The sequence below is a fragment of the Ensifer sp. ZNC0028 genome (genome assembly GCF_000799055.1).
In the GTDB taxonomy this organism is placed as follows: Bacteria; Pseudomonadota; Alphaproteobacteria; order Rhizobiales; family Rhizobiaceae; genus Ensifer.
This window is the reverse complement of record NZ_JTLA01000056.1, coordinates 1-21,606: the sequence shown is the minus strand read 5'-3', so window position 1 is coordinate 21,606 and position 21,606 is coordinate 1. Positions and strand designations below refer to the sequence as shown.

22 protein-coding genes, 2 tRNA genes and 1 pseudogene are annotated in these 21,606 nt (G+C 63.2%); 15 read left to right on the top strand and 10 right to left on the bottom strand.

The genetic code is table 11. The features are described from left to right. The first annotated feature begins 109 nt into the window (after positions 1-109). Entirely contained in the window at positions 110-1,759 is a 1,650-nt protein-coding gene (betA, locus tag L981_RS13715; protein WP_043616766.1) for a choline dehydrogenase, read from the top strand. Between the two features lie 4 nt (positions 1,760-1,763). On the opposite strand, the gene L981_RS13710 is transcribed toward betA, so the two are convergent. Together L981_RS13710 and L981_RS13705 are read right to left on the bottom strand one after the other, a co-directional pair. Next, complete coding sequence (locus tag L981_RS13710) at positions 1,764-2,246, bottom strand: hypothetical protein (protein ID WP_043616762.1); 483 nt, start codon at positions 2,244-2,246, stop codon at positions 1,764-1,766. Further along, positions 2,243-2,632, bottom strand: coding sequence for a DUF6152 family protein (locus L981_RS13705; RefSeq protein WP_043616759.1), 390 nt, complete (start codon positions 2,630-2,632; stop codon positions 2,243-2,245). Before L981_RS13705 ends, L981_RS13710 begins: the two co-directional genes overlap by 4 nt. Positions 2,633-3,024: 392 nt before the next feature. Between L981_RS13705 and L981_RS33770 the strand changes: the two genes are divergently transcribed. The 4 genes from L981_RS33770 (at position 3,025) to cysN (ending at position 8,440) form a co-directional block, all read left to right on the top strand. Beyond that, positions 3,025-4,938 carry a methyl-accepting chemotaxis protein gene (locus L981_RS33770; protein WP_082006015.1) on the top strand — a complete coding sequence of 638 codons (1,914 nt, stop codon included), beginning with the start codon at positions 3,025-3,027 and terminating at the stop codon, positions 4,936-4,938. Between the two features lie 247 nt (positions 4,939-5,185). Continuing rightward, positions 5,186-5,944 carry a phosphoadenylyl-sulfate reductase gene (locus L981_RS13695; RefSeq protein ID WP_043616757.1) on the top strand — a complete coding sequence of 253 codons (759 nt, stop codon included), beginning with the start codon at positions 5,186-5,188 and terminating at the stop codon, positions 5,942-5,944. Between the two features lie 43 nt (positions 5,945-5,987). After that, positions 5,988-6,941 carry a sulfate adenylyltransferase subunit CysD gene (cysD, locus tag L981_RS13690; RefSeq protein WP_043616754.1) on the top strand — a complete coding sequence of 318 codons (954 nt, stop codon included), beginning with the start codon at positions 5,988-5,990 and terminating at the stop codon, positions 6,939-6,941. Next, positions 6,941-8,440, top strand: coding sequence for a sulfate adenylyltransferase subunit CysN (gene cysN, locus L981_RS13685; protein WP_043616751.1), 1,500 nt, complete (start codon positions 6,941-6,943; stop codon positions 8,438-8,440). The genes cysD and cysN overlap by 1 nt, the downstream gene beginning before the upstream one ends. 137 nt (positions 8,441-8,577) lie before the next feature. Here cysN and L981_RS35035 read toward each other — a convergent pair whose 3' ends face one another. After that, on the bottom strand, positions 8,578-8,721 hold the full coding sequence (locus L981_RS35035; RefSeq protein ID WP_089045238.1) for a hypothetical protein: 144 nt from the start codon (positions 8,719-8,721) through the stop codon (positions 8,578-8,580). Between the two features lie 417 nt (positions 8,722-9,138). Then, positions 9,139-10,098, bottom strand: coding sequence for a bile acid:sodium symporter family protein (locus L981_RS13680; protein ID WP_043616748.1), 960 nt, complete (start codon positions 10,096-10,098; stop codon positions 9,139-9,141). A 208-nt stretch (positions 10,099-10,306) separates the two neighbouring features. Between L981_RS13680 and L981_RS35030 the strand changes: the two genes are divergently transcribed. Then, entirely contained in the window at positions 10,307-10,480 is a 174-nt protein-coding gene (locus tag L981_RS35030; RefSeq protein ID WP_192447550.1) for a hypothetical protein, read from the top strand. Positions 10,481-10,564: 84 nt separating this feature from the next. Here the strand turns inward: L981_RS35030 and L981_RS13675 are convergent, their stop codons facing one another. After that, complete coding sequence (locus L981_RS13675) at positions 10,565-10,978, bottom strand: hypothetical protein (protein ID WP_043616768.1); 414 nt, start codon at positions 10,976-10,978, stop codon at positions 10,565-10,567. A gap of 267 nt (positions 10,979-11,245) precedes the next feature. On the opposite strand from L981_RS13675, the gene L981_RS13670 reads away from it, so the two are divergent. Then, complete coding sequence (locus tag L981_RS13670) at positions 11,246-12,178, top strand: ribose-phosphate pyrophosphokinase (protein WP_043616745.1); 933 nt, start codon at positions 11,246-11,248, stop codon at positions 12,176-12,178. A gap of 207 nt (positions 12,179-12,385) precedes the next feature. Here the strand turns inward: L981_RS13670 and L981_RS13665 are convergent. Then, a tRNA-Pro gene (locus L981_RS13665) sits at positions 12,386-12,462 on the bottom strand. A 317-nt stretch (positions 12,463-12,779) separates the two neighbouring features. On the opposite strand from L981_RS13665, the gene L981_RS13660 reads away from it, so the two are divergent. Next, positions 12,780-13,217 (top strand): hypothetical protein, encoded by a 438-nt coding sequence (locus L981_RS13660; protein ID WP_034801335.1) that lies wholly within the window; start codon positions 12,780-12,782, stop codon positions 13,215-13,217. Between the two features lie 63 nt (positions 13,218-13,280). Here L981_RS13660 and L981_RS13655 read toward each other — a convergent pair whose 3' ends face one another. After that, a complete protein-coding gene (locus L981_RS13655; protein ID WP_043616741.1) occupies positions 13,281-13,463 on the bottom strand; it encodes a YegP family protein in 183 nt (60 codons plus the stop codon). A 120-nt stretch (positions 13,464-13,583) separates the two neighbouring features. Beyond that, positions 13,584-13,658: transfer RNA gene (locus tag L981_RS13650), tRNA-Gln, on the bottom strand. Positions 13,659-13,861: 203 nt separating this feature from the next. Here L981_RS13650 and L981_RS13645 point away from each other — a divergent pair. The 4 genes from L981_RS13645 to L981_RS13630 are packed head-to-tail and all read left to right on the top strand — an operon-like array spanning position 13,862 to position 16,135. Beyond that, positions 13,862-14,158, top strand: coding sequence for a cupin domain-containing protein (locus L981_RS13645; protein WP_043616738.1), 297 nt, complete (start codon positions 13,862-13,864; stop codon positions 14,156-14,158). A 17-nt stretch (positions 14,159-14,175) separates the two neighbouring features. Next, complete coding sequence (locus tag L981_RS13640) at positions 14,176-15,099, top strand: MBL fold metallo-hydrolase (protein ID WP_043616733.1); 924 nt, start codon at positions 14,176-14,178, stop codon at positions 15,097-15,099. A gap of 2 nt (positions 15,100-15,101) precedes the next feature. Then, on the top strand, positions 15,102-15,554 hold the full coding sequence (locus tag L981_RS13635) for a thiol-disulfide oxidoreductase DCC family protein (RefSeq protein WP_043616730.1): 453 nt from the start codon (positions 15,102-15,104) through the stop codon (positions 15,552-15,554). Beyond that, entirely contained in the window at positions 15,551-16,135 is a 585-nt protein-coding gene (locus L981_RS13630) for a DUF4166 domain-containing protein (RefSeq protein WP_043616726.1), read from the top strand. The genes L981_RS13635 and L981_RS13630 overlap by 4 nt, the downstream gene beginning before the upstream one ends. A 49-nt stretch (positions 16,136-16,184) precedes the next feature. Here L981_RS13630 and L981_RS13625 read toward each other — a convergent pair whose 3' ends face one another. Continuing rightward, a complete protein-coding gene (locus L981_RS13625) occupies positions 16,185-17,093 on the bottom strand; it encodes a DUF1499 domain-containing protein (RefSeq protein WP_043616723.1) in 909 nt (302 codons plus the stop codon). Between the two features lie 72 nt (positions 17,094-17,165). On the opposite strand from L981_RS13625, the gene L981_RS13620 reads away from it, so the two are divergent. Beyond that, the gene (locus tag L981_RS13620) at positions 17,166-17,744 is read left to right on the top strand and encodes a hypothetical protein (protein WP_245281627.1); all 579 of its coding nucleotides are present in this window, start codon (positions 17,166-17,168) and stop codon (positions 17,742-17,744) included. Between the two features lie 352 nt (positions 17,745-18,096). Beyond that, entirely contained in the window at positions 18,097-18,369 is a 273-nt protein-coding gene (locus L981_RS13615; protein ID WP_043616716.1) for a hypothetical protein, read from the top strand. Between the two features lie 51 nt (positions 18,370-18,420). Here L981_RS13615 and ppdK read toward each other — a convergent pair whose 3' ends face one another. Continuing rightward, complete coding sequence (gene ppdK / locus L981_RS13610) at positions 18,421-21,087, bottom strand: pyruvate, phosphate dikinase (RefSeq protein ID WP_043616713.1); 2,667 nt, start codon at positions 21,085-21,087, stop codon at positions 18,421-18,423. 317 nt (positions 21,088-21,404) lie between these two features. Here ppdK and L981_RS13605 point away from each other — a divergent pair. Continuing rightward, positions 21,405-21,606 (top strand): annotated as a pseudogene (locus L981_RS13605) (caspase family protein); the annotation flags it as partial.

Sequence of the window (21,606 nt, the reverse complement as noted above, 5' to 3'; positions counted from 1 at the left end):
TTCGCCCCGCTTGCGGGGAGAAGGTGCCGGCAGGCGGATGAGGGGCGCCCCCTCACCGCGCGGATGAAGGCGTGCCGAGGGGCATCCAGCTAGAAGAAAGACCAGGCTTATGCAGGCAGATTACATCATCATCGGCTCCGGCTCCGCCGGCTCGGCGCTCGCCTATCGCCTCTCGGAAGACGGCAAGAACACCGTCCTGGTGCTGGAATATGGCGGCACGGATGCGGGGCCCTTCATCCAGATGCCGGCCGCCCTTGCCTGGCCGATGAGCATGAAGCGCTACAACTGGGGCTACCTCTCCGAGCCCGAGCCGAACCTCAACAACCGGCGCATCACCGCGCCGCGCGGCAAGGTGATCGGTGGCTCGTCCTCGATCAACGGCCTCGTCTACGTGCGCGGCCATGCGGAAGACTTCAACCGCTGGGAAGACCTCGGCGCGCGCGGCTGGGCCTATGCGGATGTGCTGCCCTATTTCAAGCGTATGGAAAACAGCCACGGCGGAGAAGCTGGCTGGCGCGGCACCGACGGACCGCTGCACGTCAAGCGCGGACCGGTGCACAACCCGCTGTTCCATGCCTTCATCGAGGCGGGACAGCAGGCCGGTTTCGAAGTGACCGACGATTACAACGGCTCGAAGCAGGAAGGCTTCGGGCTGATGGAACAGACCGTCTGGCAGGGCCGGCGCTGGTCGGCGGCAAACGCCTATCTGAAGCCGGCGATGAAACGGCAGAACGTCTCTCTGGTGCGCTGCTTCGCACGCCGCATCGTCATCGAGAACGGCCGGGCGACCGGTGTCGAAATCGAGCGCGGCGGCAAGATCGAGATCGTCAAGGCCAACCGCGAGGTGGTCGTGTCGGCCTCCTCGTTCAACTCGCCGAAACTGCTGATGCTCTCGGGTATCGGCCCGGCTGAGCACCTGAAAGACATGGGCATCGAGGTGAAGGTCGACCGCCCGGGCGTGGGCGCAAACCTGCAGGACCACATGGAGTTCTATTTCCAGCAGGTGTCCACCAAGCCGGTGTCGCTCTATTCTTGGCTGCCCTGGTTCTGGCAGGGCGTTGCCGGTGCGCAGTGGCTGTTCTTCAAGAAAGGCCTCGGCATTTCCAACCAGTTCGAGGCCTGCGCGTTTCTGCGCTCCGCGCCTGGCGTCAAGCAGCCCGATATACAGTATCACTTCCTGCCCGTGGCGATCAGCTATGACGGCAAGGCTGCCGCCAACACGCACGGCTTCCAGGCGCATGTCGGCTACAATCTGTCAAAGTCGCGTGGCAACGTCACGCTGCGCTCGTCCGACCCGATGGCTGATCCAGTCATCCGCTTCAACTACATGAGCCATCCGGAGGACTGGGAAAAATTCCGCCATTGCGTGCGCCTCACCCGCGAGATTTTCGGCCAGAAGGCGTTCGACCACTATCGCGGCCCGGAGATCCAGCCGGGCGAAAACGTACAGTCGGACGAAGAGATCGACGCCTTCCTGCGCGAGCATCTGGAAAGCGCCTACCATCCCTGCGGCACCTGCCGGATGGGCGCCAAGGACGATCCGATGGCCGTCGTCGATCCCGAGACCCGCGTCATCGGTGTCGATGGTCTTCGTGTCGCCGACAGCTCGATCTTCCCGCACGTGACCTATGGCAACTTGAACAGCCCCTCGATCATGACCGGGGAGAAGGCGGCCGACCATATTCTTGGCAAGCAGCCGCTCGCCCGCTCCAACCAGGAGCCCTGGATCAACCCGCGCTGGCAGGTCAGCGACCGGTAAGCGGCTATCCGATGAAGCCGATCCAGCGGCCGGCGAGCACTGCGGCGAGCCAGAGGGCCAGCGAAACGAGCGCCTGCAGCCGCAGACGGGGGGCTATCATGCCACCCGCCAAGGCGGTCCGCCAGGCCGTACCCAGGCGCAGCGACAGCGCATTGAGGACGCCAAGCGCCAGCAAAACGAGCTTCGCCAGAAATGCCGGATTGGCGAGATAGGCCGCGGGCCTGACGCTGAAGAGGCAGAACCCGGTGGCGACACCCAGCAGGAGGCCGATGGCAGCGGCGCGCGTAAGGAACGGGCCGAGCACGTCGACGGGCGCATGTCCGAGGAGCCCCAGCAGCCGCAGGTCGAGCGGCACGATCGCGCCGATCAAGAGCCCGATCGCCAGGATGTGGGCCGCATTGACCACGAGATAGAGCAGCGCCGAGCGCCTGAGTGCTGCCCCAACTGGCCAGCCGGAGATCCATTCGGCAAGCTCGGCCGGACTCATCCTCCAGCCCGGATGCGTTCCGGATAGATGTCATAGGTCTTGCCCGCGACCGTGATCCGCACGGCCTTCATGCGCTTTTCGCTTGGGTCGAGCGAGCGATTGCCGAGAACAACGACCTCGTCGCCAGTTTTGGCCGAACCCTCGATAAAGCCTGAACGTTCCGCCTGGCGGGGATTGCCGAGTTCGACGTGCCAGGCCCCGTCCGTGGTCGATTCGACCTGAAGCGTCGGATGCGGCGGTGCCATGGAGATTTCGCGGATCGTGCCCTTGAGCTCGATCTGGTCGGCCTCGGCCCAGGACCAGCCGTGATGGGCATAAGCGCCGGTGGCCAGCACGGCGGCGATCACAACGCCAGCTAAACCTCTGCGTGAAATGGCATGCAGCATCGACCTGCTCCTTCGTTTGCCTCGGGAAGCCGCAAGCTTGGACCTGAACAGCCGTTGACGGAAGCGCTGAGCGTTCAACACTTCTTGAAGAGAAGGGCGCCGACCTTGTCCAGCGCGGCAATAAACACCGTGACCGAAAGTTGCATGGTGAATTCATGAACAGCTTAAAATTTAGCCATTCTTAATCTCCGGTTGTTATGTCTATATGAGACGGAGTGAACGCTGGGCGAACGTGCCATGACGGCAGTTTCGCCGCGCAATACCGCGTGCTCCATCCCATCATCGACATCACTCCCCTGCCAAGGCGAGCTCGCTTACCGATGTCTTTGCGGCCATCCCCGCGGCATCGGCCGAGGATGATTTGCCTTGCGGGCAACCGCGGAGCGTTATTCATGACAATCAAAGCACGCCTGCTCGTGTGTCTGTCCCTGCTCGCCGTCGCCATGCTGGTCATGATCGTCACGGCCTTCAGTGCGATGACTTCCATCTCCAAGCGCACCGAATCAATTGTCGCCGACCGGTTGCTGCCGGTCGATCATCTGAAAACGGTGTCCGACATGTATGCGGTCGAAATCGTCGACACCACCCACAAGGTTCGCAGCGGCGCCCTGGACTGGGCGGCCGGAGCAAAGGCGATCGACCTGGCGCTCTTAACCATCGACACGCGCTGGCGCACCTATGAGGCCACGCGGCTGACGCCCGAGGAGAAGAAGCTGACCGAGATTTTCGACAAGGCGCGCATCGCAAGCGATGCGTCGATCCGCGATCTCATGCAGATCATGCAGCGTCAGGACAAGGCCGAACTCGAACGCTTCGTCGATACCAAACTGTACTCCTCCGTCGATCCTCTGGCTGCGCCGATCAGCGACCTGATCAAGCTGCAGCTTTCCGAGGCCAACGCCGAGCTCGAAGCGGCGAAGGCCGAGAAGAACAACCTCACACTCTGGCAAAGCGTGATTGCCGGTTTCGCCCTGCTCATGCTCGGCGCGACCGTCTGGTTCGTCATTGCCGGCCTGCTACGCCCACTGACCAAGCTGCGCGAAGCCATGCGCCAGCTGGCCGCCGGCAATCTCAAGACACTGATCTTTGGCGAAGGGCGCCGCGACGAGATCGGCCAGATGGCCGGCGCGGTCGCCGTCTTCCGCGACAATGCGTTGGAACGCCAGCGGCTGGAGCAGGAGGCGGAGGCCGGCCGTTCGCTGTCGGAGCGCGAGCGCGAGCAGCGCGAAGCGCAGAAGGCGAAAGAGGCCGCGGAGGTTCAGACGGCGGTCAGTGCGCTTGGCTTTGGCCTCGATCGCCTTGCCGAAGGCGACCTCACCTTCCGGATCGAAACGCCGCTTGCCGAGCGGCTCGACGCGCTGCGCACCAATTTCAACAGTTCCGTCACCAACCTTGAGGACGCTCTGCGCTCGGTCGGCGAGAACGCCCGCAGCATCAATGCCGGCGCCAGCGAAATCCGTTCGGCGGCGGGCGACCTCTCCAAGCGCACGGAACAGCAGGCTGCCTCGGTCGAGGAAACCGCCGCCGCACTCGACCAGATCGCCACCACCGTCGCCGATGCCAGCCGGCGTGCGGAAGAGGCGGGCACGCTCGTGACCCGCACCCGTGGTGCTGCGGAGAAATCCGGCGAGATCGTCGGCAATGCCGTCACCGCCATGAGCGGCATCGAGGCCTCGTCGCGGGAAATATCCAGCATCATCGGCGTCATCGACGATATCGCCTTCCAGACAAACCTGCTCGCGCTCAATGCCGGCGTTGAGGCGGCCCGCGCCGGCGAAGCCGGCAAGGGCTTTGCCGTCGTCGCCCAGGAGGTGCGTGAGCTCGCTCAGCGCTCGGCCCAGGCCGCCAAGGAGATCAAGGTGCTGATCGCCACATCCGGCCAGCAGGTCAAATCCGGCGTCACCCTGGTGCGCGAGACCGGCGCGGCGCTCGAAAGCATCATCGTCGAGGTCAAGGAGATCAGCAGCCACGTGACGGCGATCGTCGAAAGCGCCCGCGAACAGGCAGCCGGCATCCAGCAGATCAACACGGCGGTGAACGCCATCGACCAGGGAACGCAGCAGAACGCGGCCATGGTGGAGCAATCGACCGCCGCCAGCCACAGTCTTGCCCGCGAGGCCGGCGCGCTCAACGACCTCCTGATGCGCTTCAGGACCGGCAACGGCGCTTCGGCCGCGCCGCGCCACGTGGCAAGTGCTGTCACGGAAAGTGTAGCCCCCTCGCCCGCACGGGCCCTGACCCGCAAGCTCGCAAGCGCCTATCGCGGAAGCGCACGGCCACAGGAGGACGGCTGGGCGGAGTTCTGACGATCCGGTCGATTGCCAACCAGGGAGGCGCGGGCAGCAGGGTTCGCGCCTTTTGCTTTTTTACGACCCAGCAGCCGCAAGCAGTACAGTATTAAATCTAGTAAATTACTAGTCTATATTCGGTTTTTCGCTGCCTTTCGATCTGAGAGGCAGATTTGCTCCAAACAAACAGCATTAGAAACCGCTATTTCTGTCCATTGTCCTGTTCGGCTGCGATATTCCGCCCAAGTTGGAACAGGACGCAGCCATGACCACGTCATCCCTCGAAACCACCGCCAAGGCACTGAACGAGAGGCTAGAAGGCCTCGATCTCGCCGGGCGGCTGGCGCTCGTCGCAAGCCTTGAAGGGCGGGCGGTCTTCACGACCTCGCTCGGCATCGAGGACCAGGTGATTACCGCCGCGATCGGCAAGAACAAGCTCACCGTCGATGTCGTTACGCTTCAGACCGGCCGCCTCTTCAATGAGACCGCAGCGCTGATCGACAAGACGGAAGAAGCCTTCGACATCCTGATCAAGCGCTACCATCCGGAAAAGGCCGACATCGACGCTTACGCAGCGCGTTACGGCCTCAACGGCTTCTACGAAAGCGTCGAAGCACGACATGCCTGTTGCGACGTGCGCAAGCTGAAGCCGCTTGCGCGCGCACTCGAAGGGGCAGGCTTCTGGATCACCGGCCTGCGTCGCGGCCAGTCGGGCAACCGCGCCTCCACGCCCTTTGCCGAGGCAGATGCCGAACGCGGCCTGATCAAGATCAATCCGCTGGCCGACTGGGACATCGAGACCATCAACAGCTACGTCGCCACGCATGCCGTTCCGGTCAACCCGCTGCACGCCCGCGGCTATCCGTCGATCGGCTGTGAGCCCTGCACCCGCGCCATCAAGCCCGGCGAGCCCGAGCGCGCCGGCCGCTGGTGGTGGGAGAACGACGAGAAGCGCGAATGTGGTCTGCACGTTCCGGAAGCCGCCGCAAGCTCCATCATCCCCAATTCGAGCAGCGCCGCCTGAAGCTGGCGCGCTCGTCCCAAGACAAATCCTCCCGGAGACTGAAATGCCCCATATCCATCCGGAAACGGAACTGCATAACCCGCAGAGCGCCAAGCCGCCGCTCGATCCGCATCTGAAGGCACTGGAAAACGAAGCGATCCACATCTTCCGCGAAGTGGCCGCCGAGTTCGAACGCCCGGTCATGCTCTATTCGATCGGCAAGGATTCTTCCGTGCTGCTGCATCTGGCGCGCAAGGCCTTCTATCCCGGCCGCGTGCCCTTCCCGCTGCTGCACGTCAACACCGGCTGGAAATTCGCCGAGATGATCGCGTTCCGCAACGAGATCGTCGAGCGCTACGACCTCGACCTGATCGAGCACGTCAATCCGCGCGGTGCCGCCGAGAACGTTACGCCCTTCACCCACGGCTCGGCGCTCTATACCGACATCATGAAGACCGAGGCGCTGCGCCAGGCGCTCGACGCCGGCCAGTTCGACGCAGCCTTCGGCGGCGCGCGTCGCGACGAAGAGGCAAGCCGCGCCAAGGAGCGCATCTACTCCTTCCGCACGCCGGATCATCGCTGGGATCCGCGCAACCAGCGCCCGGAACTGTGGAACGTCTACAACGGCATGATCCGCAAGGGTGAGAGCGTGCGCGCCTTCCCGCTGTCCAACTGGACCGAAGTCGATATCTGGCGCTACATCCAGGCCGAGGACATTCCGATCGTTCCGCTTTACTTTGCTGAAAAGCGCCCGATTGTCGAACGCGACGGCATGATGATCCTCGCCGAAGATCCGCGCCTCGAACTCCTGCCGGGCGAGACCAAGCGCGAGGAAGTGATCCGCTTCCGCACGCTCGGCTGCTTCCCGCTGACCGGCGCCATCCGCTCGAACGCGACGACGCTCGACGACATCATCTCCGAACTCGAAACCGCGACCGTTTCCGAACGCCAGGGCCGCGCCATCGACCGTGACCAGTCCGGCTCGATGGAAAAGAAGAAGCGCGAAGGATATTTCTGATGACCGCAACCGCGAATGCCATCGACCACGTTGCAGCCGGCGAGGTTCTGGCCTTTCCGGCGCAGGAGCCGGCGCGCGCCACCCGTGACAGCCGCCCGCTTCGGCTCATCACCTGCGGCTCGGTCGACGACGGCAAGTCGACGCTGATCGGCCGCCTGCTCTGGGACACCAAGGCGGTCAAGGAAGACCAGGCGGCAACGCTGCAGCGCGATTCCAAAGGCAAGCAGAACGACCTCGGCCTCCCCGATTTCGCGCTGCTGCTCGACGGCCTCCAGGCGGAGCGCGAACAGGGCATCACCATCGACGTCGCCTATCGCTATTTCTCGACCGACAAGCGCTCCTTCATTGTCGCCGACACGCCCGGCCACGAGCAATACACCCGCAACATGGCAACCGGCGCCTCGACCGCCGACCTCGCCGTGCTGCTCGTCGATGCTCGCGTCGGCCTGCTTGAACAGACCCGCCGGCATGCGACGATCGCGACGCTGATGGGCATCAAGCAGTTCGTGCTGGCGGTCAACAAGATCGACCTGACTGACTACGACCGCGCCCGTTTCGAAGAGATCAGCCACGAGTTCCGCGAGCTGGCGCTGTCGCTTGGCATGCGCCAGGTCATCGCCATCCCGGTCTCGGCGCTGAAGGGCGAGAACGTCGTCTACGACGGCCGCGCCTCGATGCCCTGGTATGACGGCCCGACGCTGATCGAGGTACTGGAGCTGGCAACCACTCGTTCGGCCCAGACCGTTGGTTTCCGCCTGCCGGTGCAGCGCGTCTCGCGGCCCGGCGAAAGCTTCCGCGGCTATCAGGGCACGGTTGCCGGCGGCTCGGTGAAGCCCGGCGACAGTGTTGTCATCCTGCCCTCGGGCATGGTTGCCAACGTCACCAAGATCGTCACCTTCGATCTCGTGCGCAACGCAGCGGTCGCCGGCGACGCGATCACGCTCGTGCTCGACCGCCAGGTGGACGTCTCGCGCGGCGACATGATCGTGGCGATCGACAGCCAGCCGCTGACGGGCCTCTCCTTCGACGCGCAGCTCGTTGCGCTGCAGGCGGAAGGCATCCAGCCCGGCAAGCGCTACTGGCTGAAGAGCGGCAGCCGCCGCCAACGCGTCCAGGTACAGCCGGCAAGCCAGCTCGATCTGCAGACCGGCAAGTGGAACCAGGCCGACCAGCTGCCGATGAACGCCATCGGCAAGGTGCATCTTGCCTTCGACGAGCAGGCGATCTTCGACAGCTATGAGCAGAACCGCACCACCGGCGCCTTTATCCTGATCGACCCGGACACCAACAACACGGTGGCCGGCGGCATGATCACCGCCAAGCGCTCGGCGCTCGGCGGCATCCACACGGAAGATGCCCGCGTCATCCTCTCGCTGCCGGCCGACCTTGCCGACCAGCTGATGGCGACCGAACTCTTCGCCGGCCGCCGCGAGGAAGCCGAAGTCCGACGCGTGAGCGCCGGCCGCGCCGTCGAGATCATCGACGACATCGACGGTTGAGCGACATCACACACAGCAAAAGGGGGCCGAACGGCCCCCTTTTTTGTTTACTTGGGCGGTTGAGATCCGTCGGCGATCACTGCCGGCGCGCCTTTCTATGACGTGCCGGCGGCGTAGCACCTACCGGCGCCATCGTCTCAAAGCTGCTGCTCGATCGCGGGCAGAGTGATCGTCAGCGGCGCAGGATCCGCATGCTGCCAGAGCTGGTAGCCGACCACGCTGCCAAGGATGGCGGACCAAATGGCGATCTCGCGAAAGGTGAAAATCGGTTCCTTCAACATCCGGGCCTCTCGGGCAAAGACAAGTGTTGATGGAAATATCGCCCCTATTGTTCACACTGATAAGACACCGTTTGATGAACGCCGTGTTTCCATGTGAACGATAGCGCTTTCACCGACGACGTTACGCTGTCGGGCGCAAGCGTTCGGCCGCCGTCTTCGAAGCTTGTCCGCATGCACGAGACTGCCCCATTCCGGGACAGGACTGACGAATGCTTCACCTTGGCACGAGGTCGCCACAACCGAGCCTTCCAATCCGGTTTCGCATTCGTAATTTGGCGCATCGATCATGAGGATCGACAGGGCTGTTTCACCGTTTTCGAACGTCGTGGGACAGTCCGCCTGACCGTCACGTGCGGTAGGCCAAACAAGAAAGGGCCGCTGCGGGCCCTCTCCTGCTGTCACGTCTCCAACGCCCAGTCAGCGGGTGCTGACCACCGGCTCGGCCGTTTCGTCTTCCGTGCGGCTTGCGAAATAATTGGCAAGGAGCGCACCGGAAATGTTGTGCCATACGCTGAAAATCGCGCTCGGTACCGCTGCCACCGGCGAAAAATAGGTATTGGCGAGGGCCGCGCCGAGGCCACTGTTCTGCATGCCAACCTCAATGGCGATCGCCTTGCGCTTGGCAAGTGACAGCCCAGCCGCCTTGGCGGCGAAGAAGCCCAGGAGATAGCCGAGGCCATTGTGCAGGACGACAACGGCGAAGATCAGCAGCCCGGAGCTGGCGATCGCGCCCTTGCTGGCGCCGACGACGGCCGCAACGATCAAGACGATGCCGGCGACGCTGACGAGCGGCAGCGCAGGCACCGCTGCCTTGACTAGACCCGGCAACAGCTTCTGCAGGAAAAAGCCCAGCGCCAGCGGCAGCAACACCACCTTGACGATGCTCATGAACATCGCGGTCGCATCGACAGGCAGATACTGGCTCGCAAATGTCCAGACGAGGAACGGCGTGACGATCGGCGCAAGCAGCGTGGTGACGCTGGTGCAGGCGACCGAAAGTGCGACATCGCCCTTCGAGAGATAGGTCATGACATTGCTCGAGGTGCCGCCCGGGCAGCAACCGACGAGGATCACGCCGGCGGCCACCTCCGGCGACATCGGGATGACGGCCGTCAGCAGAACCGCGAGCAACGGCATGATGAGGAACTGCGAGACCACGCCGATACCGACCTCAAACGGACGCTTGGCGACTTCCTTGAAGTCGTCGAGCGAGATCGTCAGGCCCATGCCGAACATGATGATGCCGAGCAGGGTGACGATATAGGGCGTGACCTGCTTGAAAATATCCGGGAAGACGAACCCGAGAATGGCGAAAACAATGACCCAGAGCGCGAATGTGCGTCCGACAAACTGGGAAAACGATGCGACGGCCTTCAAAATCTTACTCCTTACGTGATGGCCGCTGTCTAGGTCCGCCCGCGGGCGGCTTCAACACGCTTCGAACAAAAAACGCCACCTGCCGCAACTTTGTGTCGATGAAACCGAAGAAACCGACATAAACGCGACGCATATGGACAGCGACCACGTCCTGGGGATATCAGGCAGATCAAGACAGCGAAAGCACGGGATCTTGAGGGAGACGACGATGACGAACCAGCCGGAAACGAGCGTGACGGTGGAAAAGCGCCAGAACGGCAAATGGTGCTTCGTCATCAAGCATCGCGGCGTCACCTACCCCGCACAGGGCAATTTCACCTCGATGCTGCAGGCGCAGGCCGTTGCCCAAACTGCGCTGAAGGCGCTCGAAAAGCAGGGCTGACCGGCCTACCGAGCGCTCCAGGGCCGATTGACGGCACGCAAACTCGTTTATCAGCGCACGCCAGGAGGCGTGCGCAGGGTGTCCCTATTCGGTTGCGGACCGAATGATGTTGCAGAGCCCCTCCTGCACCACCTGCTTGGTGGCCACCTGTCCCACCTGAATATCAAACATCGCATCAACCCGCGTGCCTGAACCGCGTTTGCGGGCGACGACCCGCAATGTCTGCAGGCGTCCGGAACCGGCCGTATCCTGATAGGCCTCGATGGTGCCGAGTGCCTTGTTGATCTCGATCCCGGAAAAGCCTTCCGCCGCGACGCCACGCGCCATGCGCTGAAGGGCGGTCTCGGGCTTCAGCTTCGGGAACTCCTGCCAGGTCTTGTAGAAGACCGGCGTCACCAGCGGCACGCCGTTTGCCTTGAAATTCTTCTCGCAGCTCTGCGCCGCCGCCACCGAATGGCCGGCCACCAGCAGAACCGCCGCAATGGATAGGTGTTTGATCGACATGTCCGTTCCTCGTCGTCAGCATCGAATGGCGGAAGGCTAGAGACTTCGCCGCTGGACCAACAGAGCGACCCGGCTGCAAATACACCTCTATTCGACCAACGGCTTGGAAGGGGCGACGAACGGCACCGGACTGCAGCAACGGAAATAGCCATCACCGTCAACCCAAACCGGGTGCGTCACAAAAATGTGCCGCATTGGTTGTGAATCCGTCAGCGAGGCTCTAAAGCTGGCTCGAAGGCTCCCTGAAACAGGATTGCGCTCATGAAGCTGGTGACCGGTAACTCCAACCGCGCCCTTGCCGAAGCCATTGCCAGATACCTCAATCTTCCCCTCACGGACTGTACGGTCGAGCGCTTCGCCGACCAGGAAGTCAACGTTCAGCTCCACGAGAACGTGCGCGGCGAGGACGTCTATATCCTCCAGTCGACGAGCACGCCCGCCGACGCCAACCTCATGGAACTCCTGATCCTGACCGATACGCTGCGCCGTTCGTCTGCGCGCCGGATCACCGCCGTCATCCCCTACTTCGGCTATGCCCGCCAGGACCGCCGGGCCACTGGCCGCACGCCGATTTCAGCCAAGCTGGTCGCCAACATGATCGCCGGTGCGGGTGTCAACCGGGTTATGACGCTGGATCTGCACACGGATCAGATTCAGGGCTTTTTCGATATACCGACCGACAACCTTTATTCGGCGCCGGTGATGACGCGCGATATCAAGGAGCGCTACGACGTCGGAAATCTCATGGTCGTTTCGCCAGATGTGGGCGGCGTGGCACGGGCGCGCGGCATCGCCAAGCGCATTGGCACCGATCTTGCGATCGTCGACAAGAGGCGCCCCCGCGCCGGCGTGTCGGAAGTCATGAACATCATTGGTGACGTCTCCGGGAAGACCTGCCTTTTGATCGACGACATCATCGATAGTGGCGGGACCTTGATCAATGCGGCTGACGCATTGCTGGAGGCGGGTGCACGAGAGGTCTCGGCATACATCACCCATGGCGTGCTCTCCAGGGGCGCCTGCGAGCGCATTGGTGCGAGCAACCTCAAGGAACTGGTGCTGACTGATTCCATTCAGGACACCGATGCGCAGCGTCAGACCGCCAATATCCGCCGGATCACCGTTGCGCCGCTGCTGGGCGAGGCCCTCGCCCGCACCGCCCGCGAGCAAAGCGTTTCAAGCCTTTTCAACTGACTGACGCAAACCGTGCAAGGCCGTTTTGGTTGGCCAGCCGGCGCTTGCCGATCAAAAAAGGACGCAATCTGCCCTTGCGTCCGAAACCACAGAAAGACGCGGCACAGGCGGCGAATACGTTCCCAACGGTGATGATTGAAGCGGCCTACTGTCGATCCGCGCACTGGCGTATATTTCGGGAAAGCTCGACTAAGCAATTGATTTGGCTGGTCGGAGTGGCAAGATTCGAACTTGCGACCCCCACGTCCCGAACGTGGTGCGCTACCAGACTGCGCTACACTCCGTGACCAGCGGCGCCTCTATAGAACAGGCATTTTGATTTCACAAGCGCCTATCTCGAAAAACATCGCGCCTTTCTCAAAAAATTTGTGACGGTGGAAAACGCAGGCGGAGAATGGCCCTTGTCTGCGCCGACAGCGCCCGGCAGCCCGCGTGATAGGGACTTTCTGCAACGCTTCATAATTTCCTGGAACAGGAGCCGTTGCGTGCATTTCCTTTCGTCTCTTTTGGCGCTAGAGGCTCAACGGAAAGCGCGGAAAACCAGGGGACACGGGTTTGCGCGCCATGCCTATTTCAGAACGAGAGCCAAAGGGGCAGAAACATGAACTTCCGCATGATGACGGTGGCGGGCCTCGCGCTCGTGCTCGCCGGCTGCACGACGACCGGAACGGGGATTTCCAGGAACGCGGTCGAAGCCCGTTGGCTCGGCCAGCCGGCCGGCGGCTTCTTCGCCCAATACGGTCCGCCGATCTCCGACGTCGAAAGCGGCAGCTCCACGGTCTATAGCTGGAAGGGCGGCTACAAGACCCGCAAGATCCCGGCACAGTACGAAACCACCAAGGACGGCAAGCGCGGCAAGCGCATTTCCTCGGCGCGCACCGAATATCTGAGCTGCGCCGTGCAGCTGACCGTCTCGTCCGACTACGTCATCCGCTCGATCCACATTGCCGGCGACCGCAAGCGCGCCGAAGGCCCGAGCTGGTGCGAAGAGTTCCTCGGCGCACCGGCCCAGACCAAGCCGGCGGCAACCGCAGGCTAACGCAACAAACAAAAAACCCGCCGGTGAAAATCGGCGGGGTTTTTCTAGGGGATTGCGTCGAACTCAGCCGTTGCTGTTGTCCTCGACGGGTGCGTCGGGACCGTTCTTCTTGATCGAGTCGATGGCGTTCTGCGCGCTGGCCTTGGTCTTGTAGCCCTCGGTCGAGAACATGATTTCGCTGTTGTACTTGAAGCGAACGCGGAACTCGCCAGCCTTGTCTTTGTAGATTTCGAATTTGTGAGCCATCTTCTCCCTCACACATGTTGGAATCAACGAAACTAGCGTGTCAGTTGCAGGGTGACTTGACAAGAGTGCATGCATATCCGGCGCGCGCGCTCGCCCAATGGATCAGCTGCCTGGAAAATGTGGCTGGGGCGCCAGGATTCGAACCTGGGAATGCCGGTACCAAAAACCGGTGCCTTACCGCTTGGCGACGCCCCAACGGATTGGCAGGACGATACGTCCGCCAAATCGAGCGCCTGATTATCAAAGCTCGCCGCCCGTCACAATCACTAAGTTGGCACTAAGTTGAATTTTCGGCGGATTTGTTGGCGACGACGCAGAACGGTCCTCACGGCGGGTACCGGATGTACCCTTTCCTTCGCTGGCCGCACCTCCTATTGTCCCGGCAGATGGAGAGTTTCATGAGCCAGTTTCGCGCCCGCCCCCCTGCCGTTCCAACCGTTCTCGTCGACGACGCGGTCGTCAGGGTCACCCGTTGGGATTTCGAGCCTGGGGCTGACACCGGCCACCATGTGCATGGGCTCGGCTATGTGGTGGTGCCGATGACCGACTGCCAGTTCCTGCTCGAGGAAGAGGCCGGCAGCCGGCGGGTCGACATCGCCAAGGGGGCCGCCTACCGCCGTGAGGCGGGCGTGGCGCACAATGTCGTCAATGCCGGAGCCGAGCCGATGTCGTTCATCGAGATCGAATACAAGTGAAATCCAGGAAGAGACGCATGCGGGGCCCGGATTTCGATCTCGATTTCAAGCCGGCCCATGGCGAGGCCGTGACGGTCGCCGACGACGTGCAGCGCATCACCGTCAACAATCCCGGTCCCTTCACCTTTCACGGAACCAACAGCTACATCGTCGGCAAGCGCTCCGTTGCCGTCATCGATCCCGGTCCCGATGACGAGGCACATTTCCAGGCGCTGATGACGGCGCTCGCCGGCCGCGAGGTTACCCATATCGCCGTCAGCCACACGCATCGCGACCACTCGCCGCTGGCGCGTCGGCTGAAGGCTGCCACAGGTGCGGTGATCGTCGGCGAAGGCCCACACCGCTCCGCCCGTCCCTTGCATGCGGGCGAGAGCAATCCCTTCGCCGAGAGTTCGGACATGGAATTCGTCCCCGATCTCGTACTTGCCGACGGCGGGCGTATCGAGGGTGACGGCTGGAGCCTGACGGGGCTTGCCACGCCCGGCCATACGGCCAACCACATGGCCTTCGCGCTCGATGGCACCGGTATTCTCTTTTCCGCCGACCATGTCATGGCCTGGGCGACGACGATCGTCGCGCCGCCGGATGGGGCCATGGCGGATTACATGGCCTCGCTCGAAAAGCTGCTTTCCCGCGACGAACGTCTCTACCTGCCCGGCCACGGCGGGCCGGTAAGCGAGCCTGCCTCTTTCCTGCGGGGCCTGCGCGCCCACCGCAAGATGCGCGAGCGCGCCGTGCTCGAACGCATCCGCGCCGGCGACAGCCATATCCCCGACATGGTCAAGGTCATCTATGCTTCCACCGACGTGCGGCTGCATGGGGCGGCTGCACTTTCGGTGCTCGCCCATCTCGAAGACCTGATCGAGCAGGGACGGATCGAGACCGATGGCCCGCCCTCGCTTCTCGGCGCCTATAGGCTGGCGCCCGGCGGAGCCGGCTGATCATGCGGCGCGAGGCCTACAGCTATCGCAACGATGCTTCCGTGCCCGCCTTTGCCGACGACAAGCCGGTAATCGTCTTCGACGGCGAATGCATCTTCTGTTCCGGCTGGGTGCGCTTCCTGCTTCGCCATGACCGGCAGGCGCAATATCGCTACCTCACCGCCCAGTCGCCGCTTGGCCAGGCGCTCTACCGGCACTACGGGCTCGATACCGTCCGTTTCGAGAGCAACATGCTGATCGAGGACGGCGTCGCCCGCTTCAAGTCCGACGGGTCGATCCGCACGCTTGCGCGGCTGGGCCTGCCGTGGTCGCTCGCCAACATTTTCCGGATCCTGCCCGCTGCCCTTCGCGATCCGCTCTATGATCTCGTGGCGAGAAACCGCTACCGCATCGCCGGCCGCCGCCAGAGCTGCATGGTGCCGACGCCCGAGGAGCGCGGACGCTTCATCGCATGACGACGGAGGACGTGGCCCAAGAGCAAAGCCTCTACCGCCAGATCCTCGGCCGGCGGTGGGACGACGTGCCCGCATCGATCCGCGCCCTGCATGACCGGCCAGAAGGGCATGCCACCTTTCGCGGGCGCGCGGTCATCGAGCGCGGTGGCTCGATAGGAGCGCGACTTGTCGCCTCAATCCTCGGCTTTCCCCGCGCCGGCGCGGACGTTCCGGTCGAAATCCACTTCGCATGCGGCAATGGTCGAGAAGTCTGGACCCGCCGCTTTGGCGGGAAAGTCCTGCGCAGTTCGCAACAAGGGGCCAAACGGCGGAACGAGGAACTGCTCGCGGAAGATTTCGGACCGTTCCGCGTCCTCTGCGCGCTGGAGCCCAGGGGAAACCGCCTGCACCTTTCGGTGCGCGCCTGGTCCTTCCTCGGCCTTCCACTCCCTCTGCTGTTTGCACCCGGTGGCCGGACTTTCGAGGAAGATCGCGACGGCCTGTTTCATTTCCACGTGGAGGTCGAAAGCCCGTTAACCGGTCTGATCGTGCATTATCGCGGCTGGCTACGACCAGCGGGCGAGCCGACGGACGACCTGTAGGACGAAGCGCTCGCAAACGAATGATGTTTTCTGGCGGGCTTTCGGCCGCTCAGTCTCCGGCAATGCCCAGCAGCTCGGCATCGAGCCCGCGCAGGAATTGGTCGGCGAAGGCGGCGCCCATGCCGAGATCATGAGGCCCGTAGCGCGAGGCGACCCGCAGGTCGACGAAGGTGGTCTCCGCCTCTTCACGCAGCCGGATCAACACATCGAAGCGGAAGCCGGCAATCAGCGTGCGCCATTCGCCCTGCAGCACGACATCGCTGGCGCGGCGGCCGGCAATCGCGCCTTCGAGAGCCATCTCCGGACGCGCCGCCGGAACGGGTACGTTTTCCGGCTCGGCGTTCGTGTCCGCGCCCGCATTCGGCCGCACTGCGAGATCCTCCAGATCGGCGCGGGCATTCTCGACCCCAAGCTCCTCGGTGATGCCGACGCGGTTCTGTTCGATGACATTGCGCACCCCCTGATAGACGCGGTCGAGCGCGCCGTCATAGCGCCGGCCGGTCAGAGCCGGATAGGCGAGGATCTGCGCTTCGCGGTCCTGAGGCGTTACCGCCGCCTTGCGCTTCAGCCAGCTCTCCTCGGCTTGCGGCACCTTGAGCCACGGCGGCGGCGTCACGGTATCCGTGCTGACGTCGTAGATCTCCGGGCGGGTCAGATACTGGACGACGCCATAGCCGATGAAGCCAAGCGCCGGCGCGGCATAAACAAGGGCTGCAGCAGACGCCAGACCACCGATCGCCGCAACCTGCCACAGGCGCGCCAGCCCGACGACGGCGAACAGCACGCCCAACAGGGCAAAGATGCCGGCCAGACCGATAAGGGCGAGGAAATGCGGCGTCGTCAGCGGTCCGAAGCGATGCGCCAGCAGCGACAGCACAAAGAGCAGGAAGGAGACACGGGCGAAGCGGCGCGCCCAATGGGCGGCAAAGGAATAGGGGCGCTCATACCGGACCATCATGTAGTTGAATCAATTCCCTGCCGCGAAACAGACCGCATTCTTAGACCATGCCCCGTGCCGAGGAAACAGGCAATGCGGCAGCTCGACACCGCGCGCCGGGCCTCCCTTATGCTTCGCCGCAAAATCGCCATTCTCGTTAACCACCTATCAACACATGGGAATGTGCCCGCGAGCCCGGGATTCGAAGGGCACGCGGCGTTCAATCGGAGGCAATGGCCGGCGCGCGGCAACAAGCGGGGGCGCTCGGCAATCGACGGAGAACCGACAATGGGCGCATCGCAAGCAGCCGTGGCCATCGCCACCCCCTCTGCCCTTCCGGCCGGAGACGGCGGCATCCCCATGGGGCTCCTTGAGCTCGAACTCTCCCTCGATGGTTTTTCCGGCAACAATGCCGATTTCACCAGCTTCGTCCGCACGGTCGCAGACAACGCCGGCGGCGAGTTTCTCTTTGCCCTACCCGCCTGCGATCTGATCGAAGACTGCCGGAGCATCGCCGTGCTCCGTATGGCTGACGTGGGAGGCGATGCTTCGATCCTGTTTGCCTGCCTCGACGAACAGGGCCGGGCCGTCCGCATCGAACATCCGAGCGACAGCACGCGCGACCTCGAGCGCTTTGCAGAGTCCTTTGTCGGCGTGCTCGAACGCATGTAACGCGGCTGCCCGCACAGGGAAAAATGGATCGTCCGACTTGAGCCCGGCGCGTTCGCGAGCTGCCGGGAAGGCTTTTCACAGGCTGCGCAAGCACGACCAGGCCGCCTCGCAGAGATCTTTTCCCACACTCGTCCGATGGGCCTCCGACACGGCAACAACCAGTCGGTGACGCCGCTTCGCGCACAACCGCGAACTCGACACAGAATCGCCGCCACTCGTTTCGATTCTCGATACAAGTCCCTATATTGATTGTGATTCGAGGCTTTGGTGCTGTGCCGCTCGATTGCTCACAGCGAGACGCACACCGCTACGGCTTCACACGACCCGGTTGTGCCCAGGAGGCGCGAGAACCATGATGACCCGATTGTCCATCCTTATCGCAGCTGCGCTTCTCTTAACGGCGTGCCAGACGATGACTCCGGAGGAAAGGCGCATCGCCGACGGCAACACCTGCGCATCCTACGGCTTCCGCCGCGGCACCGATGCGTTTGCCACCTGCCTGCAGCGGATCGAGCTCGACCGCCGCGCTGAATCGCGCGCCTTCCGCTATCAGAACGACATGATGATGTGGGGCTGGGACCGCCCCGTCATCGTCTCGCGACCGGTGATCGTCCAGGCCAAATGAGGCGATCACGGCCGAGCCAACGCCGCCTGGGCGGCGCTGGCTCTTGGCTTGTTACCCCTTGCCGTTGATTGCGGCCTGGGCTGCTGCGAGCCGGGCGATCGGCACGCGGAAGGGTGAACAGGAGACATAGTCGAGGCCGGCGTCTTCGCAGAAGCGGATCGAGGCCGGATCGCCGCCGTGTTCGCCGCAGATGCCGAGCTTCAGGCCGTTCTTGGTGCGACGACCACGCTCGGCGGCGATCTGGATCAGTTCCCCGACGCCATCGAAATCGAGCGAGACGAAGGGGTCCTGCTCGATGATGCCCTTCTGCTGGTAGGTCGCCAAGAACTGCGAGGCGTCGTCGCGCGAGATGCCGAAGGTCGTCTGCGTCAGGTCGTTGGTGCCGAAGGAGAAGAAATCGGCGGCTTCGGCAATCACACCGGCGCGCAGGGCTGCGCGCGGCAATTCGATCATCGTTCCGACCAGATAGTCGATACCGATGCCGGCTTCGCCGATCACCTCCTTGGCGACCGCATCGATGCGCGCCTTGACGTAATCGAGCTCGGCCTTGAGGCCGACGAGCGGCACCATGATTTCGGGAACGACGGCCGCTCCGGTCTCGTGCGCCGCTTCGACGGCCGCTTCGAAGATGGCGCGCGCCTGCATCTCGGCGATCTCCGGATAGGAAATCGCCAACCGGCAGCCGCGATGGCCGAGCATCGGATTAAACTCGTGCAGTTCGTCGACACGCTGGCGCAGTTCCGACGCATCGAGCGAGAGCGCGCCGGCCACGTCGGCAATCTCCTCGTCCGTCTTCGGCAGGAATTCGTGCAGCGGCGGGTCGAGCAGGCGGATCGTCACCGGCAGGCCGTGCATGATCGAGAACAGTTCGGCGAAATCCGAGCGCTGCATCGGCAGGAGCTTGGCGAGCGCCGAACGGCGACCGTCTTCGTCGTCGGCGAGGATCATCTCGCGCATGACGTTGATGCGGTCGTCCTCGAAGAACATGTGCTCCGTGCGGCAGAGGCCGATGCCTTCGGCACCGAAGGAGCGTGCGGCGCGCGCATCCGCCGGCGTTTCGGCATTGGTTCTCACCGTCATGCGGCGCGTCGCGTCCGCCCAGGCCATGATCTTGCCGAAGTCGCCGGAAAGTTCCGGCTGCAACATGGCGATCGCGCCCTTCAACACCTGGCCGGACGAGCCGTCGATGGTGATGATGTCGCCCTTCCTGAGCGTTACGCCGCCGGCGGTCAGCGTTTCGTTGCGAAGGTCGACACGAATGCTGCCGGCGCCCGAAACGCAAGGGGTGCCCATGCCGCGGGCAACGACGGCGGCGTGGCTGGTCATGCCGCCACGGGTCGTCAGAATGCCTTCGGCGGCATGCATGCCGTGGATGTCTTCAGGGCTGGTCTCGACGCGGACGAGGATGACCTTGCGGCCTTCCTTGTCGGCCTGCACCGCCTCCTCCGAGGTAAAGACGATCTCGCCGGTCGCAGCCCCCGGCGAGGCCGGAAGGCCCGAGCCGATGATGTCGCGGCGTGCGTGCGGATCGATGGTCGGGTGGAGCAGCTGGTCGAGCGAGGCGGGATCGATGCGGGCGACGGCCTCCTGTTCGGAGATCAGCCCCTCCTCCGCCATGTCGACCGCAACCTTCAGCGCCGCCTTGGCGGTGCGCTTGCCGGAGCGCGTCTGCAGCATCCAGAGCGTGCCGCGCTCGATGGTGAATTCGAGATCCTGCATATCGCGATAGTGGCGCTCCAGCGTATCGCAGATCGAACGAAACTCGGCGAAGGCCTCCGGCATCAGCTTTTCCAGCGACGGCTTGTCGGAACCGGAACCGATGCGCGCGGCTTCAGTGATATTCTGCGGCGTGCGAATGCCGGCAACGACGTCCTCGCCCTGCGCGTTGACCAGAAACTCGCCGTAAAGCTCGTTCTCGCCGGTCGACGGGTTGCGGGTGAAGGCAACGCCGGTCGCCGAGGAATTGCCGAGATTGCCGAAGACCATCGCCTGGACGTTGACGGCGGTGCCCCAGGCGGCGGGGATGGCGTGCAGGTGGCGATAGGTGATCGCCCGCGGGTTCATCCAGCTCGAAAACACGGCGCCGATCGCGCCCCAGAGCTGAACCTCCGGGTCCTGCGGAAAGGGTTCGCCGAGCGCTTCCTCGATAGCTTCCTTGTAGCGGGCGATGACGCTCTGCCACTCGACAGCGGAAAGCTCGGTATCCTGCTCATGCCCGAGGCGCGCCTTCTCGTCCTCGAGGATTTCCTCGAAAACGTCGTGGTCGACGCCCATGACGACGTCGCCATACATCTGGATGAAGCGGCGATAGCTGTCCCAGGCAAAGCGCGCGTCGCCTGCGTCGTGACCGAGCGCATGCACCGACTGATCGTTGAGACCGAGGTTGAGAACCGTGTCCATCATGCCGGGCATGGACGCGCGTGCGCCCGAGCGAACCGAAAGCAGCAGCGGCCGGGCGGTGTCGCCGAAGACGCGGCCGGTCACCTCTTCCATCCGGCTGATCCCCTCGCGCACCTGGTCGCGCAAGCCATCCGGCATCTGCCTTTCATTGTCGAAGAAGCTGTTGCAGGCATCGGTGATGATCGTCAGGCCCGGCGGAACCGGCAGCCCGAGATTGCACATTTCGGCAAGGTTGGCACCCTTGCCACCCAAGCGTTCACGATCACCCGCACGTCCCTCGGCCTTGCCCCCACCGAAGGTATAAACCCATTTCGTCATGCCTGCTCTCCACCCAGAAACAGTCTTTAATGACGATTTACAGTATATGCTTCAGGCTGAAAATGCACCCGGCGAAGATTTATGCTGCAGCGCATCATTTTCTGTAACATTGCTACACATCGCGCTTCACTTCTCACAAAACGTGTCGGTGGCTTTAAATTGCAGCCGAAATTCCTGAAAAGGCTGCGCCACGCCAGCCGATCCGACATTGCCCTGAACATAACAATTATCTAATATATAGATGCGCGATGGGGGTGCATCCAGGAATATCCCGTCATGGCAATCCGTTTCCGTCTCGATGGCTCGGAGGGTCGGTCATGAGGTGGCGTGCAGATCTGACAACCTGGCTGCTTTCGGCGCTCATGGTCCTTTTCACCATGGGAAACGCCTTTGCCGAGGAAAACGGCAAGCGGCTGGCGCTCGTCGTCGGCATGAGCAACTACGTGCTCGCCGGAACCTTGCCCAATGCCGCCCGCGATGCGGAAGCATTCAACACCTTCCTCAAGGGCCAGGGGTTCG